General features: G+C 43.9%; 12 protein-coding genes. 8 read left to right on the top strand and 4 right to left on the bottom strand.

The window, feature by feature from the left end:
• Positions 1–54: 54 nt before the first annotated feature.
• The 3 genes from Q1A08_RS05765 to Q1A08_RS05755 all read left to right on the top strand — a co-directional run bounded on the left by Q1A08_RS05765 (position 55) and on the right by Q1A08_RS05755 (position 5,033).
• Complete coding sequence (locus Q1A08_RS05765; RefSeq protein WP_299770732.1) at positions 55–2,781, top strand: pitrilysin family protein; 2,727 nt, start codon at positions 55–57, stop codon at positions 2,779–2,781.
• A 313-nt stretch (positions 2,782–3,094) separates the two neighbouring features.
• Positions 3,095–4,180, top strand: coding sequence for a methyl-accepting chemotaxis protein (locus Q1A08_RS05760; protein ID WP_299770730.1), 1,086 nt, complete (start codon positions 3,095–3,097; stop codon positions 4,178–4,180).
• Between the two features lie 178 nt (positions 4,181–4,358).
• Entirely contained in the window at positions 4,359–5,033 is a 675-nt protein-coding gene (locus Q1A08_RS05755) for a spondin domain-containing protein (protein WP_299770727.1), read from the top strand.
• An 84-nt stretch (positions 5,034–5,117) separates the two neighbouring features.
• Here Q1A08_RS05755 and gyrB read toward each other — a convergent pair whose 3' ends face one another.
• From gyrB to dnaA, 4 genes are all read right to left on the bottom strand, one after another.
• Positions 5,118–7,535 carry a DNA topoisomerase (ATP-hydrolyzing) subunit B gene (gene gyrB / locus Q1A08_RS05750; RefSeq protein WP_299770725.1) on the bottom strand — a complete coding sequence of 806 codons (2,418 nt, stop codon included), beginning with the start codon at positions 7,533–7,535 and terminating at the stop codon, positions 5,118–5,120.
• Positions 7,536–7,570: 35 nt separating this feature from the next.
• Positions 7,571–8,692, bottom strand: coding sequence for a DNA replication/repair protein RecF (gene recF / locus Q1A08_RS05745; RefSeq protein ID WP_299770723.1), 1,122 nt, complete (start codon positions 8,690–8,692; stop codon positions 7,571–7,573).
• A 21-nt stretch (positions 8,693–8,713) separates the two neighbouring features.
• Positions 8,714–9,817: a DNA polymerase III subunit beta gene (dnaN, locus tag Q1A08_RS05740; protein ID WP_299770721.1), complete on the bottom strand. Its 1,104-nt coding sequence runs from the start codon at positions 9,815–9,817 to the stop codon at positions 8,714–8,716.
• A 71-nt stretch (positions 9,818–9,888) separates the two neighbouring features.
• Positions 9,889–11,511 (bottom strand): chromosomal replication initiator protein DnaA, encoded by a 1,623-nt coding sequence (gene dnaA, locus Q1A08_RS05735; protein ID WP_299770719.1) that lies wholly within the window; start codon positions 11,509–11,511, stop codon positions 9,889–9,891.
• Positions 11,512–12,129: 618 nt separating this feature from the next.
• Between dnaA and rpmH the strand changes: the two genes are divergently transcribed.
• From rpmH to mnmE, 5 genes are all read left to right on the top strand, one after another.
• A complete protein-coding gene (gene rpmH, locus Q1A08_RS05730; protein WP_166851970.1) occupies positions 12,130–12,264 on the top strand; it encodes a 50S ribosomal protein L34 in 135 nt (44 codons plus the stop codon).
• Between the two features lie 37 nt (positions 12,265–12,301).
• Entirely contained in the window at positions 12,302–12,667 is a 366-nt protein-coding gene (rnpA, locus tag Q1A08_RS05725; protein ID WP_299770714.1) for a ribonuclease P protein component, read from the top strand.
• On the top strand, positions 12,667–12,906 hold the full coding sequence (yidD, locus tag Q1A08_RS05720; protein WP_299770713.1) for a membrane protein insertion efficiency factor YidD: 240 nt from the start codon (positions 12,667–12,669) through the stop codon (positions 12,904–12,906). Before rnpA ends, yidD begins: the two co-directional genes overlap by 1 nt.
• A 5-nt stretch (positions 12,907–12,911) precedes the next feature.
• Positions 12,912–14,588, top strand: coding sequence for a membrane protein insertase YidC (gene yidC, locus Q1A08_RS05715; protein ID WP_299770711.1), 1,677 nt, complete (start codon positions 12,912–12,914; stop codon positions 14,586–14,588).
• A gap of 64 nt (positions 14,589–14,652) precedes the next feature.
• Positions 14,653–16,035, top strand: a complete 1,383-nt coding sequence (gene mnmE / locus Q1A08_RS05710; RefSeq protein ID WP_299770709.1) for a tRNA uridine-5-carboxymethylaminomethyl(34) synthesis GTPase MnmE — start codon at positions 14,653–14,655, stop codon at positions 16,033–16,035.
• The last annotated feature ends 971 nt before the right edge of the window (positions 16,036–17,006 follow it).

The raw sequence follows: 17,006 nt of genomic DNA, 5'->3' as shown, positions 1-17,006 counted from the left end.
TTGTAATTCCAGCGCCCCAACGAAGGGGTGCTGCCCAATCATAAGGAGCCAGCTATGGGCTTGTCTTTTCGTAAAACTCTGATTGCGTCAGCCATCATTGCCGCCGGTACTTTGTCTCAAGGTATCTTTGCAAAACCTGTAAAAGTCACTGAAGTAGAAGGTATCAGCGAATATCGCCTCGATAATGGTTTACGGGTTTTATTATTCCCTGATGTCACTCAAGAGACCGTCACCGTAAATGTTACCTACCAAGTAGGCTCTAAGCATGAAAATTATGGTGAAACGGGTATGGCTCATTTACTAGAGCACCTAGTATTTAAAGGCAGCCCGAAACATAAAGACATTCCTAAAGAGCTGAGCGAGCACGGTGCTCGTCCAAACGGAACCACCTGGACCGATCGCACCAACTACTTTGAAACCTTTAACGCTACTGAAAAGAATATCGATTGGGCTTTAAGCATGGAAGCCGATCGTATGGTGAACTCTTTTATCGCGCAGAAAGATCTCGACAGCGAAATGACCGTTGTTCGCAATGAGTTTGAGCGTGGCGAAAACAGCCCATTCGGAGTATTACTTAAACGTCTACTCGCGGCATCTTACAGCTGGCATAACTATGGTAAATCTACCATCGGTGCCCGTTCTGATATCGAAAATGTATCGATTGATCGTTTAAAGGCTTTTTATAAAAAATACTATCAGCCTGACAATGCCACTCTGATTGTTGCAGGTAAGTTTAAGCTGAAATATATGCTGAATAAGGTAGAAGATGCCTTCGGCCCGATCCCAAAACCAAATCGAAGCTTACAACCACTTTACACTAAAGAACCAGCTCAAGATGGTGAAAAGCTTGTAACGATCCGTCGTGTTGGCGATGTTCAGCTTTATGCCACAGCCTATCATGTACCTGCAGGATCCCATGAAGATTTTGCAGCTTTAGAAGTGCTTTCTGGCATTTTAGGTGAAACTCCGCGCGGACGTTTACATCAAGAAATCGTAGAGCAAAAACTTGCCAGCAGAAGCTTTGGCTTTAATTTTCAGTGGGCCGAACCTGGCTTAATGATGTTTGGTATGGAGGTCGATCAATCCGCCGACTTACAAAAGACTATCGAAGCTAGCCATAAGGTTTTGGAAAACATTGCCAAAAACCCAGTGAGCAAAGAAGAAGTAGAACGCACCAAACGTAAGCTTATTAAAAACTTTGAGCTCGGCTTTAACTCCTCTGAAAGCGTTGCCTTAGAGTTAAGCGAATGGCTAGGTATGGGCGATTGGCGCCTATTGTTTTTAAACCGCGATCGAATTGAAAAGGTTACCGTAGAAGATGTTCAGCGTGTTGCTGAAAAATATTTAACTCGTAATAACCGTACTGCAGGACGCTTTTTGCCCGCCGAAAACCCTGAGCGAATTGAGATTCCCGCAGTTGCAAGCGTTGCAGATATGCTAAAAGACTATAAAGGTCGTAAAGCCGTTAGTGCCGGTGAGCTGTTTGATGCTTCCCCTGATAATATTGATAAGCGCACCAACAGTTACACTCTTGCCAACAATCTAAAAGTATCTTTGCTCCCTAAGAAAACACGCGGTGAATCCGTAGAGTTTTATTTAAGCCTTAACCTAGGCGATGAAAAGTCGTTAGTAAATAAGGCACAGATTGGTAGTGCTGCCGGAACCCTACTGATGCGAGGTACCAGCAAATATACCCGTGAGCAATTACAAGACGAGTTCGATAAGCTAAAAGCGGGTGTTTCAATCAGTGGTAGTGCCAGCTCAGTCAGTGCCCGGGTTAAAACCAAGCGCCAAAACTTAGCTAAAGCAATCGACTTGGTAGCACACGTTCTCAAAGAAGCTAATTTTGATGAGAAAGAGTTTGAGCAGTATAAGTCCACCGCCAAAGTCGACTTAGAGCAGCGCTTACAAAACCCTCAAGCCCTTGTCTTCCGTGAGTATAGCCGTCGCCACCGTCAGGTGCCTGAAGATCACCCCTATTATGTTCCTACCTTCGATGAAAGTATCAAGCGTTTAGACAATTTAAAGCTAAACGATATTAAAGCTTTCCATAATGAGTTTTACGGTAGCGCCAACGGTGAACTGGCGATAGTGGGTGATTTTGATGAGCAAACTATCCGCAAGGCGTTAAAGAAGCATTTTGCAAACTGGGAACCGAAAACTGGCTATACCCGTATTGCTCGTGACTTTAAGGCCGTTGATAGTAGCCCACAGCAATTCAACACCCCTGACAAAGAGAATGCTGTTTTTGCAGCCACCATATCTTTGCCGGTATCAGATAAGCATGCCGATAGCCCTGCTCTAGTTCTGGGTAACTATATGTTAGGTGGTGGCTTTTTGAACAGTCGATTAGCCACTAAGCTACGACAGGAAGACGGGCTGAGCTATAGCGCCGGTTCATTTTTTAACCAGGGTTCTATCGACGAGCGCAGCGCTTTAGGCATCTACGCGATATGTGCACCACAGAATCTTTCTAAAGTAGAAGCTGGCGTTAAAGAAGTACTCCAAAAAGTTGTGGACTCAGGGTTCACAGCTGAAGAAATCGCCAGTGCAAAATCTGGTTATCTACAACAACGTAAGATTTCTCGATCCAAAGATAATGAGCTTGCACCAATATTAGGCAGCAATGCCTACCTTAAGCGAGACATGCAGTGGTCCGAGGCTTTTGAAGAAAAAATCAACGCCTTAACAGCGGATGATATCCATAAGGTAATGAAGCGCTATCTCGAAATCGACAAGTTTGCCATTCTAACAGGTGCAGATTTCAACAAGACCGAGTAGCGATTAGGGCAGCCTTTCTATTACAGAGCCGCCTAATGGCGGCTCTTTTTTTGACCGTTCCTTGTTCACATCAGGACTTCTCAACCCTATAAGCCCCCTCTCCTAGTTAAATCCAAATCTTTTCTCACGTATCCAAAATTCTGATCTATTCTCTTTTATATTAATCTTTTTTGATAAATGCCGATAAAAAACCATACTTTGATGGATCAGGGAAGAAAATAACTAATAACTAGTACTGAGCAAGACCTTTAGCTAAGCACAGGGAAATAGTATTTGCTTGGCAACAGTACATTGAATGTAAGAGCAAGGGTCAATGTTTGTATTAAAATCCACGTATTATGAATTAGAGCTAGAGAATGAAACACTGCGAAAGCAGTTACGTCAACTTGAGCAAGAGTACCAACAGCTTCAGCCTCAAGCTTCAGAACAAGTAGAAGAAGACAATAGCGCACAAACCAGTGCCTTTGAGTCTATGTTACTAGCTTGTACCTTAGAGTGTTTGGGTCAGATAGAGCGCATTCGCGAGGCCGTATTGTCCTCCCATCAATCTATCGAAGCTGAAAGTCAATCCACTGACAAGATTAATGATTTACTCGATATTTCCAACGAGTCCTTAAATCAGATAGTCAGCGAAATGAAAGGGCTCACCAGCAATATGGGTGGAATGACTGAGAATATTTCAGGTCTTTCTGAGATGGCCGACAACATTAACTCTTTCGTTGAGACGATATCTAAGATTTCAGATCAGACAAACCTACTTGCGCTTAACGCTGCCATTGAGGCTGCACGCGCTGGTGAAGCGGGTCGTGGTTTTAGTGTTGTAGCGGATGAAGTTCGCTCACTTGCAAATAATACTAACACTTCAGCGAATGAAGTCTCTGAGTTAGTGGGCCAAATCATTCAATCAACTTCAGAAACGGTTCTATCGGTAAATACTATTCAGAACAGCAATAATGATTTATCAAACGGAGTTGCTCGTTTAAACGAAGATTACGGCTCCATCATCGGTTGCTGCAACACAATGAAGTCAACGATTAATAATGCTTCGTTAAGGACCTTTATACAGACTGTTAAGCTTGACCATATTGTTTGGAAAAGTGAAGTCTATGAAGTTGCTGCCGGTAAAAGTGATAAATCTATAAATGATTTTGCCAATCACCTTAGCTGCCGACTTGGCCAGTGGTACCAGAAAGAAGGCGCCAAAAAGTACAGCAATATAACAGCATTTAAAAACATAGACCCTCCCCATCAAAAGGTTCATGACAGTGGTTTAGCTGCATTGAAGGCCTTAGAAGATGACGATAAAGATAAAGCCATTACCTTTTTTGAGGAAATGGAGCGAGCCAGCCACCAAGTAATGGATTGCCTGGATGACCTCAGCCATCAGTGTGACTTTTAAACTGACGCTAAAATCATCTTAAATTAGGGTAGCCCTGCTAAAGTGCTACCTTTTTTGTATCTGTTATTATTTCCAATGAACTTGTGACCTTTTCTTTATAAAGAGGTGACCGCCATGTTTTCACTGCTGGTTAGTTTATCGACTCGATAGTCACCAATCAGTCAGCAGAGGAAAGATCATGTTTTCAATAAATCTAAAGAGCCTAGGTAAGGCAGCTGTTGTTACAGCAGGTATCGCACTGAGTATTTCAGCACAAGCACAACGAACTTTTGAGTACACCGTAAAAGTTACAAATATTACCAAGGGCATTTCTTTCACACCGGTACTTTCTGTAGCACACAATCACAACGTACGTTTATTTAATGTTGGCGAAGAGGCTTCACCCGAAGTAATTCGTATTGCTGAAGGTGGCGATATCGCTCCACTTCAAGATCAACTAAACGCAGACGATGGTGTTAGCGCTACCGCTCACAGCGAAGGCCTATTAAACCCAGGTGAGTCTGTGGAGATTACTTTGAGTTCGACTAATGCTTTCCCACGTCTTAGCTTGATCAGCATGGCGTTACCAACAAACGATACCTTGGTAAGCCTTTTGAATGCTCGCTTACCTCACTACCCAGGTTTCACACTCACTCACTTTATGCGCGCCTACGATGGCGGCAGCGAAGTGAACAGCGAACTTTGTGCTGATATCCCAGGCCCTCGTTGCGGCGGCGAGCCGTTCTCAGAAGATGACCAAGGTGAAGGTTACATCTATCCTAGCCCTGGCATCCATGGTGAGGGCGATCTAAGCAGAGCGGCTTATCAGTGGGCAGACCGCGTAGCCAAGGTAGAAATTACTCGAGTGCAGTAATACGGCAAACTGGAAATTAAGTTTTTCTCTTCGAAAAAAAAGGTGCCCAAGGGCACCTTTTTTGTTTGTAGCTAACAGTGTTGTTTAGACATCCAAATTGGCTACAGACAGGGCATTTGTCTCAATAAAGTCTCTACGAGGCTCTACTTGATCACCCATCAAGGTATTGAACATCTGGTCAGCGCTGATTGCATCTTCAATGGTTACTTGCAACATACGACGAGTCTCAGGGTCCATTGTGGTATCCCACAACTGTTCCGGGTTCATTTCTCCCAAGCCTTTATAACGCTGTACATTGTATCCACGCTTAGACTCTTTCATTAACCATTCGAGGCCAACTTTAAATTCTCTAGTCTCAAGCTTGCGCTCGCCTTTGGAGAAATATGCCCCCTCTTCCATCAAGCCATTTAAACGCTTACCAAGTTCCACCATTGATTGGTATTCACCAGACTGGAAAAAGTCATGCCCAAACAGGTAATCGGTATCGACACCATGTGCGGTAATCGTAAAAGTAGGAAGATAAACATGACGCTCGCTATCTTCAGTTACAGTAACGGAGTATCGGTGACTACCAGCTCGGTTTTCATCTTGCAGCTTGGTCAGTAAGGACTCACTCCAGGCTAGTACATCTACCTCATTAGTCAGTTGTTCCGAGCTAATGGCATCTTGATAAATCATCTGCTCTAAAACTTCAGCTGGGTAAAGCCTAGACAGGCGAGCTATTGTGGACATCACAGTTCGATAGGCAACAACTAACTCTTGCAGTGAGCCACCGGTAATACCCGGTGCATCTTGATTCACGTGCAAGGCACCTGTCTCCAGAGCCACATTAGTTAAGAATTCTTCTAGAGCAGCCTCGTCTTTCAAGTACTGCTCTTGCTTACCCTTACTAATTTTATACAGCGGAGGCTGAGCAATATAAACATGACCACGCTCAATGAGCTCTCTTGTTTGACGGAAGAAGAAGGTCAATAGTAGCGTACGAATATGCGAACCATCGACGTCCGCATCCGTCATGATGATAATGCGATGGTAGCGAAGCTTATCAGGGTTAAATTCTTCAGCGCCAATACCACAACCCAAAGCAGTGATAAGTGTTCCCACCTCCGCACTGGAAAGCATTTTGTCAAAACGTGCTTTTTCAACGTTTAGGATTTTACCTTTCAAAGGTAGGATAGCTTGAGTTCGACGATCGCGGCCCTGCTTAGCAGAACCACCAGCTGAGTCACCCTCCACTAGGTAAACTTCTGATAAAGCTGGATCTTTTTCTTGGCAATCCGCCAGTTTTCCAGGTAGTCCTGCAATATCCAGGGCGCCTTTTCGACGGGTCATTTCACGCGCTTTACGAGCAGCTTCACGTGCTTTCGCCGCCTCGATCATCTTGCCGACAACTGCTTTCGCTTCTTGTGGGTTTTCTAGCAAGTAATCGCTAAAGGCTGCTCCCATTTCTTGCTCAACGGCGCCTTTTACTTCTGATGAAACCAGTTTATCTTTGGTCTGGGAGGAGAACTTAGGATCAGGTACCTTAACGGATATAATGGCTGTTAAACCTTCACGAGCATCATCACCCGTTGTCGAAACCTTTTCTTTCTTACCCATTCCCTCTTTTTCGATATAGTTGTTTAGTCCACGGGTAAGCGCTGAACGGAAACCAGCTAGGTGCGTACCGCCATCTCTCTGTGGAATATTGTTGGTATAACAGAAAATACCTTCCTGGAATGAGTCGTTCCACTGTAAAGCCACTTCAACACCGATCCCGTCATCACGCTGGATATCAAAGTGCATGACTTGGTTTACTGTGTTTTTGTTCTGGTTTAGATACTCAACAAAAGCTTTTAGACCACCTTCATACTCAAAGACATCTTCTTTCGCTGTACGCTCATCTTTAAGAACAATTCGAACACCTGAGTTTAGGAATGAAAGCTCTCTCAGACGCTTTGCCAGCTGGTCATAGTTGTACTGTATATTGCTGAACGTCTCAGCTGAAGGCACAAAGTGTACTTCTGTACCGCTAACTTCAGTGTCACCCACGATCGTTAAGGGCGCTTGAGGCACGCCATGATGGTAAACTTGCTCGTGAATCTTTCCTTCGCGGCGGATAGTAAGCTTAAGCTCTGCAGATAGTGCGTTTACTACCGAAACACCTACACCGTGTAGTCCACCGGATACTTTGTAAGTATTATCATCAAACTTACCGCCAGCGTGCAGTACAGTCATGATAACTTCAGCTGCCGATACACCCTCTTCGTGCATTTCAGTTGGAATACCACGGCCATTATCTGAGACAGATATAGATTCATCAGGGTGAATTACGATTTTAATCTCGGAGCAATGACCGGCTAGGGCCTCATCAATCGAGTTATCAACGATTTCAAACACCATATGGTGCAAGCCGGTTCCATCATCCGTGTCACCAATGTACATACCTGGGCGCTTACGTACAGCATCCAGGCCCTTTAGTACCTTGATACTGGACGAATCATAAGATGATTCTTCTGACATAGCATACTCCGTTGTTGTATAGGCAAAGGGTTTACCTATATATCGAGCCTCTTAGACTCTTGTTTTACTTGTTCCACATCACCATGTTTCACGTGAAACATGGTGATCTTATCTTGTTCTGCTTCTTTCCATGCCTGCAATAGGCTTTCTAACTCTATCGCCGTGACGAAAACCTGAGCGCCTATGACATTTAACCAGCTTGCCAAACGACGCTGGTTCTCAGAGTCTAGTTCAGCTGGCAAGTCATCAACTAAATAAATGCACTGTTTACCGCTAAGTTCGCTGTAGGTCTTACCAATGGCGATCTTCAGAGCACAAACCAACAGCTTTTGCTGGCCTCTCGACAGCGCTTGATCAGCGGCATGCCCCGAAACCTTGATCTTTAAGTCTGCTTTTTGAGCCCCATACCAAGTGTAACCAAGCTTATAGTCGCGCTCTCTACCCATCTCAAGCTGTTGTTCAAGCGTTTTGTCTTTATCCCAACCCTTGTATAGCTCAAAAGTAACTCCCTCTAATGGGACAAAGTCACTTATAACTGTCTTTAAGTTGTCTTTTAAAAGCTCGAAACATTCCACCCTCATCGCCTCTAATCGATGTGCCTTATCGCACATCTCAAGCTCCCAGGGGCGAATTTCAAAGCCTTCTATTCTACCACGTCGTAGCAAACTATTCCGTTGTTTAAGCGCTTTTGAATAGCCCTTCCAAGCATCGTGAAACCCATGTTTCACGTGAAACACCAACCAATCTAAAAAAGAACGACGTTCCTTAGGACTACCTTCGATTAAAGAAAAACTGTGTGCATCAATCATTAAAGTAGGTAATAAAGAAGCTAAGGAGGAAGCCGAATTGACTGATCTACCATCGACTTTCGTTCGCGATTGACTACTAGAAGCGGTTCTTTCAAGACCGATTTTATGTATTGTTTCGTGGGAGCAAAGCTCTGCGAAAAGCGTAAGCGACTCACTACCGTGATTAATAAGGGGTCTAATTTTATGACTTCGAAAGGACCTGCCGCTACCCAATAGGTAGATAGCTTCAAGAACACTGGTCTTACCGCTACCGTTAGCGCCATAAATAAAGTTTAGACGAGAACTTGGATCCAGCTTCACTGAACCCAAGTTTCGAAGATGACTAATAGAAATTCGTTGAAGAGGCATCGAAAATCGACAGGGTACCTACTATAGGCGCATAGGCATTACGACATAAACAGCATTACTGCCTTCTTGGGCTTCCACCAGGGCAGAACTATTTGAATCGGATAAAGTAAATTTCACATTGTCTGATTGCAATACATTAACCACGTCCTGCAAATAGCTTACGTTGAAGCCGATTTCTAAACTATCACCGGCGTAATCTACCGTTACCTGTTCCTCTGCTTCTTCCTGCTCAGGGTTATTAGCGGTAATAGTTAGCTGTCCATCGCTTAGAAGTAGTCGTACGCCTCTATACTTCTCGTTAGATAAGATAGCGGTACGGGCGAAAGCTTGTTTTAACTCTGCACGCTCACCGATTACCGTCTTGTTACCATTCTTAGGCAGCACTCGCTCATAATCCGGAAACTTACCGTCTACAAGTTTAGAAGTGAAGGTATAGAATTCGGTAATAGCTCGTACATGGTTACTACCCAAGCTAACAGTTACTTCATCGCTGCTGTCATCGAGTAAACGAGAAAGTTCGACAACACCTTTACGAGGTAAAATAGCATGCTTGGTTTCAGGGCAACTGATAGCTATATCTTCTGTGCTCATCGCTAAGCGGTGGCCGTCGGTGGCCACAAAACGAAGCTTACCTTCACTAACTTCCCAAAGCATACCGTTTAAATAATAGCGTACGTCTTGTTGAGCCATCGCGAAGCCAGTACTGTCAATCAAAGTCTTAATAATTGACTGAGCACAGGAAAACTGAAGATCCTGAGCGGAGCCTTCAACATTAGGAAAATCATTAGCTGGCAAAGTCGCCAGACTAAAGCGGCTACGTCCGCTTTTTACAATAACTTTTTGGCCGTCTTCAATGAAGTCTATTAACGCTCCGTCTGGCAATGAGCGACAAATATCAAACAACTTACGAGCTGGAACGGTAATTTGACCAGATCCCCCCGCCTGCTCAAGTTGTACGCGACCAACAATCTCAACTTCTAAATCAGTTCCGGTTAGGGATAACTGATCCCCTTCTAAAACAACCAATACATTAGCCAATACAGGCAAAGTCTGCCTGCGCTCTACGACACCAGCCACTAACTGAAGGGGTTTTAAAAGAGCATCTCGAGAGATAGAAAATTTCATCAATTTATCCCAAATCCTAATGGTTTTATATTAGTTTTATATTAGTTTTATCTTATATAAATAACTTTGTATTAAGTCGTTAAAGAACGCAGTAGATTTTTAACATCTTCGCGAATGTCCGCGTCCTCTTCTCTTAACTCTTTAATTTTACGGCAGGCATGCAACACCGTGGTGTGATCCCTCCCGCCAAATGAGTCACCGATTTCTGGCAAGCTATGATTGGTTAGCTCTTTAGCTAAAGCCATAGCAACTTGCCGAGGCCTTGCGACTGAACGGCTGCGCCTCTTAGATAATAAGTCAGCAACTTTGATTTTATAGTATTCCGCCACTACGCGCTGGATATTATCAATACCAACCTGCTTATCTTGCAGGGCTAAAAGATCTTTTAATGCTTCCCTTACTAAAGGTACATCGATATCACGACCAGTAAACTGAGCATTAGCAATGACGCGCTTTAAAGCACCTTCTAATTCACGAACATTCGATCTGATTCGCTGTGCGATAAAGAAAGCAGCATCGTTAGGCAGCAACATATTTGACTGCGCAGCCTTTTTCATCAAAATCGCTACCCGCGTTTCAAGCTCAGGGGGTTCTACAGATACCGTTAAGCCCCAGCCGAAACGACTCTTCAAACGTTCTTCTAGACCTTGAATCTCTTTCGGATATCGGTCACAAGTGAGAATGATCTGTTGACCGCCTTCAAGCAAGGCATTAAAGGTGTGGAAAAACTCTTCTTGTGACCGCTCTTTACCCGCGAAGAATTGAATGTCATCAATAAGTAATGCATCGACAGAGCGGTAAAAACGCTTAAAGTCATTAATAGCATTAAGCTGCAGTGCTTTTACCATATCTGCAACAAACCGCTCCGAATGAAGGTATACCACTTTAGCGTGCGGGTTTTGTTCAACCAGGTGATGCCCTACAGCGTGCATCAAGTGAGTTTTACCTAAACCCACACCACCATAAATAAATAATGGGTTATAAGAACCACCAGGGTTTTCTGCCACCTGCCTTGCCGCCGCGAGACCAAGCTGGTTCGATTTACCTTCTACAAAGCTTTTAAAAGTAAAGCCCGCATTAAGATAAGTTCGGTGTTTAAGACCACCTTCTACTTCAATATCACTGCTAGGTTTAATGATTTCAGGGGCAGCTTCTGCCGGTCTTATTACTTGGTTGCTATCTTGAGCAGCTGAAGACGCGCCGGATAGACCAGCGTTAGGCGAAACAAGCTGAGAACTTGATGTAGAGTTATGAGCTGATAACTGCCCAGAAACATGGTTATGGTTATCGGAGCTTGCTAACTCAAGCTGTTCGACGGGCTCTGGCTCCTGTTGATACGCAGGAATACTTGGGCTAACCGGAACAGGGTTCATGGTCGGTGTTGCATTAGCAGTAGGTATTGGTTCAGGGGTTGACCTTTGGCTACGTCTCTGAAAACGGCTGGCTTGTCGATTGGCAACGACCACGCTTACGCTGATTCGCATCCCTTCTGAATAGTCATTGGCCAATTCAATAATGCGAGACAAGTACTTATCATTCACCCAGTCATGCACAAATCGATTAGGCGCCAGCAAGCAAAGGCCGCCAGCCTCATCATTTTGAACCTGCAACGGTTTTATCCAAGTATTAAATTGTTGCGATGGCAACTCCTGACTTAAGCTGCTTAGACATTTGTCCCAAATAAGGCCCGACAATGAATCCCCCAATAAACCTTTAGGTCTAACTCTTTCTAACAGTAGCGAAACCGAAAGAGAATTAAGCCACTAGTGCTTTGGCAGTTTGAGCAGCACTAGTAGATTTCAAAATATGTATATATAGAAGGAAGACTTTAAATCCACGAAATAATTGCGATCATATAGCTTGCATACGATACGCTTTGCTTTCAATCTAGCCTGGAAGCAGATGTGTATAAGTATTCCCAAACGCGCTGTGTTTGTTTAAATAACTAGAGTTAACCACAGCAATGTGCGTAGATTACATTATCAGGGGAAAGTTATCCACATAAAAGAAATCTATTTTAAGGCTTAACAAGAAAACCCTCGCAATATCAACAACTCCGCTAGGTATAAGAATAAGAGCTAAGAAAGAAGAACCCATCATTATCTGTGGATAAAACTGTTGAAAAATTGAATAAAGCCTGTATAAACGTCGTTTAAAAACTTGTACAAGAGGAAAAATTGATCATTTTCTAATTAAGCATTGCAATTTCTAGGAGTATCCATTAATATCGCGCCTCATTTTTCCACGAGCTCGGCTGTTCAATGGGTTTCAGTTAAGCTCTAAAGCCGACATGATTGAACACGGGTATTATCATGAAAAGAACATTTCAGCCAAGCGTATTGAAGCGCAAGCGCACTCACGGTTTCCGCTCTCGCATGGCGACCAAAAACGGTCGTAAATTGCTTGCTCGCCGTCGTAGCAAGGGCCGTAAAGTACTAGCTGCATAATCAGCTCAGATACTGCCCTGTAAACTGGAGTTTCCGCTTGTCGCAGCATTTAGATTTTGATAAATCCTTGCGGCTGCTGAACTCCAGTGACTTTAAGCCTGTCTTTGACTCGCCCTCTTTTCGCGCTTCTCATCAGCACTTTCTCATTCTCGTCCGTAAAAACCAATTAGACCGCCCTCGACTTGGCCTAGTAATCGCCAAAAAGAACGTACGCAATGCAGTTGATCGCAATCGATTAAAACGTCTAATTAGAGAATCTTTTCGGCTACAGCAACACCAATTACCGCCATTCGATGCTATAGTGCTCGCTCGCCGTGGCATGGACACATTGGATAATGCGGCGTTAACACGCCAGCTGAATAAGCAATGGCAAAAGCTGATTCGCAAAGCGACGAGTGAATAATGAAAGCACTGCTTTTAGGTTTGATAAAAATCTATCAATACCTTGCTAGCCCTTGGGTTGGCAACCAGTGCCGCTTTTATCCGACCTGCTCTCATTATGCGAAAGAGGCAATAGAAACCCACGGCAGTATAAAAGGTAGTTATCTTACCGTTCGCCGCTTAGCTAAATGCCACCCATGGCATCCTGGCGGCTTTGACTATGTGCCCGGTAAACCCTCAACTTCTCAAGACCAAGAATAGATATTATGGATTGGCAAAAGTATTTATTGATCATCGCAATGGCTGTGGTCTCTTATCTTTTGGTTCTGGAATGGAATGACTTCCAAGACCGCAAACAAGCAGCCAACAAACCCGTAGCAGCCAGCCAAGAGACTTTGGCCTCGCCTGTTGCGGCCAGCGAAATACCAACTGCTGCGCCTAGCAAACAAACTTTAGCGAGTGACCTGCCCAGCACAGTTGCAGAACAAGCTACTGTAGAAACTCCAAGCAGTTCCCAACTTATTCGTGTTAAGACCGATGCCCTCGATCTTATTATCGATACCCATGGTGGTGACATTGTTAAAGCAGCACTTCCACAACACTACGCTGAACTTAACCGTCCAGAACTGCCATTTGTTATCCTCAACCGTACTGCGGATAAAACCTACATTGCTCAAAGTGGCCTAATCGGACCAAACGCTACCGACACCGCTAAAGGTCGCCCGGTATTCCAAGCTGACCAGAGCGAATATGAGTTATCCCCAGGCAAAGACAATCTCGCAGTAGATCTTGTCTTGCAGCAGGGTGAAGTAACCATCACCAAACGCTTTAATTTCACCCGCGGTGAAAACCTAATCAATATTGAGTATTTGATTGATAATAAAAGCAGCAGCAACTGGAAAGGTAACTTCTACGCTCAAATCAAGCGAGATCGATCTCCAGTGGCTACTGGCAGCAGCGCCATCGGCTTACAACCTTATTTAGGCGCGGCATTAACTACTCCAGATGAAAACTACAAAAAAGTTGATTTTGATGACCTAGATGAAGAGTCACTAAAAGTAGAAATTGAAGGTGGCTGGGTTGCCATGGTTCAGCACTACTTTATTAGTGCCTGGGTTGCAGACAAAGAACAGAACAATACTTATACCTTGCGCCGAATTCGTAACAGCCAGATGTACACCTTTGGCTATACAGCTCCTCAAACACTAGTAGAGCCAGGTACATTAGGCGTAATCAACTCTCAGTTTTATGTAGGGCCTAAAGACGTTTACCGCTTAGAGGAAATTGCTCCACACCTAGATTTAACCGTTGATTATGGTTGGCTCTGGTGGGTGGCAAAACCACTCTTTTATTTACTGACTTTGATACAAGGTGTGGTGATTAACTGGGGTTGGTCGATTGTTGTTCTTACTATCTTAATTAAAGCTTTGTTCTTTAAGCTAACCGCTACCAGTTATCGCAGCATGGCGAATATGCGCAAGCTGCAACCTAAGATGCAACAATTAAAAGAGCTCTATGGCGACGATCGTCAAAAGATGTCCCAAGAAACCATGAAGCTCTACCAGAAAGAAAAGGTTAACCCCTTAGGTGGTTGTTTACCGATTCTAATTCAAATGCCTGTATTTATTGCTTTATATTGGGTGCTTTCAGAATCTGTAGAATTACGCCACGCCCCCTTTATTTTATGGATCGAAGATTTATCAGTGAAGGATCCTTACTTTATCTTGCCGCTGATTATGGGTGCTACCCAGTGGTTTATGATGAAGATGAACCCTACTCCGCCGGATCCAATGCAAGCTAAGATAATGAGCTATATGCCGATTGTCTTTACCTTCTTGTTTATGTGGTTCCCTGCGGGCTTGGTATTGTACTGGGTGGTTAACAACACCATTTCGATGATTCAGCAGTACATCATCACCAAACAAATTGAAGCAGAAGCCTAAGCTTTTCGCTTTACGGAAAGGGGCTTAGAGCCCCTTTTTTTATAGAGTTTTTTTGGAAAAAACAATGCAAGAGCCTTATCAATTTAGCGATACCATTGCAGCAATAGCAACGGCCCCCGGACGAGGAGGCGTTGGAATTATTCGAGTCTCAGGTAAACATGCGGCACAAATAGCGAAACAAATTTGTGCAAAAGAGCTAAGTCCAAGACATGCACACTACTGTGATTTTTTATCGAGTGAAGGTGAAGTTTTAGATTCTGGTATTGCACTTTTTTTTCCAAACCCCGACTCATTTACCGGCGAAGATGTATTAGAACTGCAAGGTCACGGTGGCCCCGTTATTCTCGATTTACTGCTCGCAGAGATTTGCAAACTCGGCGCTAGAATGGCTAAACCAGGTGAGTTTTCAGAACGCGCTTTTATCAACGACAAAATGGATTTAGCCCAAGCCGAAGCGATTGCCGATTTAATTGAAGCAAGCTCTGCACAAGCCGCTCGTAATGCTCTGCACTCTTTACAAGGTGTATTTTCAACACAAGTTCACGACTTAGTTGAAGCGCTGATACGCTTACGCATTTATGTAGAAGCGGCCATCGATTTTCCAGAAGAAGAAATTGATTTTCTAAGCGATGGCAAAGTTGCTGGCGATTTACAGCAGCTGCAAGAACAATTGGCAAAATTACTGGCCGAAGCAAAACAAGGCGTTTTAGTACGCGAAGGTATGAATGTAGTCATTGCAGGCAAACCCAACGCCGGTAAATCAAGCTTATTGAATGCCCTTGCTGGAACTGAAAAAGCCATTGTTACTGATATCGCTGGCACCACAAGGGATATTCTTCAGGAACAGATTCATATCGATGGTATGCCACTGCATATTATTGATACCGCTGGTTTACGTGAAAGCCCCGATGAAGTTGAACGTATTGGCATCGAGCGAGCCTGGCAAGCTATCGAAAAGGCGGATCGGGTATTGCTCATGGTTGACGGCCAGGCCGTTGATACAGCTTTTACCCCTTCTTCTATATGGCCAGAATTTACAGAAAAACTACCCAACCCAAATCAGCTTACTGTGATCCTTAATAAAGCCGACTTGAGTGAGCATGGCGTAGGGGTGCTACAAGAAGAAGGGGATAATAAACAATGCCTAGGAATTAGCGCCAAAACCGGAGCGGGCCTAGAAGAACTTAAACAGCATTTGAAATCCGTCATGGGCTATCAAGGCGCCAGCGAAGGAGGCTTTACCGCTCGTAGACGCCATCTAGATGCCATCGAAAGGGCACAAGAAGCCTTGGATAATGGCGCACTGCAACTGCACGATATGGGCGCAGGCGAACTCCTAGCCGAAGATTTGCGCGCCGCGCAGGAATCCCTAGGGGAGATTACCGGAACATTTACACCGGATGAGCTACTGGGACGAATCTTCTCCAGTTTTTGTATTGGGAAATAATAATAAAGCCTACTAGTGCCCTGTCTGTTCAAACCTGTGCAGGGCTTGCATCGTACTGATGCCTCACAAGGTATTCAGGCCCTCTTCCCCCTTGGGCAGTTACCACCCAGTCAACCTTCGTTTGACCAAACCCCAGAACTCTCCAAGAATTATACTCATTCGGCTAATCCCGTCTGAGACATAAGCTGCCTAGCGCTCCACTATGGCTTTTTAGACGGAATTTTTATCCCCCCTAAGTAGAAACATACTTTAACGTCATAAGCTTTCTAGGCTCGGCGCCTATCCATATGACCCCATAAGGAAGCAAGCTAGCATGGACGCAGCCTTTTGCGCCCCAAGACCAACAACCACATGGAATGGCGGTCGTTCAGACCAGCAAAATCTATTACTAAATAACACTAAAAAATCACCTAGTCATATCTGGCCAAAAAAAGTTATCCCAACTTACCCACAGATTTTTTGAATAACTACCGACACTTAGAATAGCTTATCCACAATTACTCACAGCTTTGCCACATAAGTGCCTAATTTTGAAGGTTTTTTGTTCGATCATTAGAGCAATTTTGTCAAATGTGAATAACTCATAGCAGAAAGCGTGCTCTAGCTCGGCGCAAAAATGTGGATAACAGCAGTTTGACCACAAGACCCAAAGTTATCCAGAAATCATTCGACCTTAAAACAGAGCTTTTACCTATGCCAAATAAAGGGTTCTATACACCGTTATCATATCTGTAAGATGCTGATTTAAAAGGAGTAAAGTGGCTTATCCACAGAAAAACGCCGCACTATATATAACAATAAACATAATCTTATATATCTATACATATATATAAATATTTATTTATCTACTTATATATTAATAATGAGTTTTAAATTTTAGAAAAATCAACTGTTTAAATAATAAACAAGTTTTGAACTCTGCTAGAAACATCCCTATAATGCCTGCCCTTTTTCTAACCCCTGCCCTTTGG

It is taken from the genome of uncultured Pseudoteredinibacter sp., from assembly GCF_947500695.1.
In the GTDB taxonomy this organism is placed as follows: Bacteria; Pseudomonadota; Gammaproteobacteria; order Pseudomonadales; family Cellvibrionaceae; genus Pseudoteredinibacter.
Note: the sequence above shows the minus strand (reverse complement) of the source record. Positions and strands in the feature narration are given on the sequence as shown.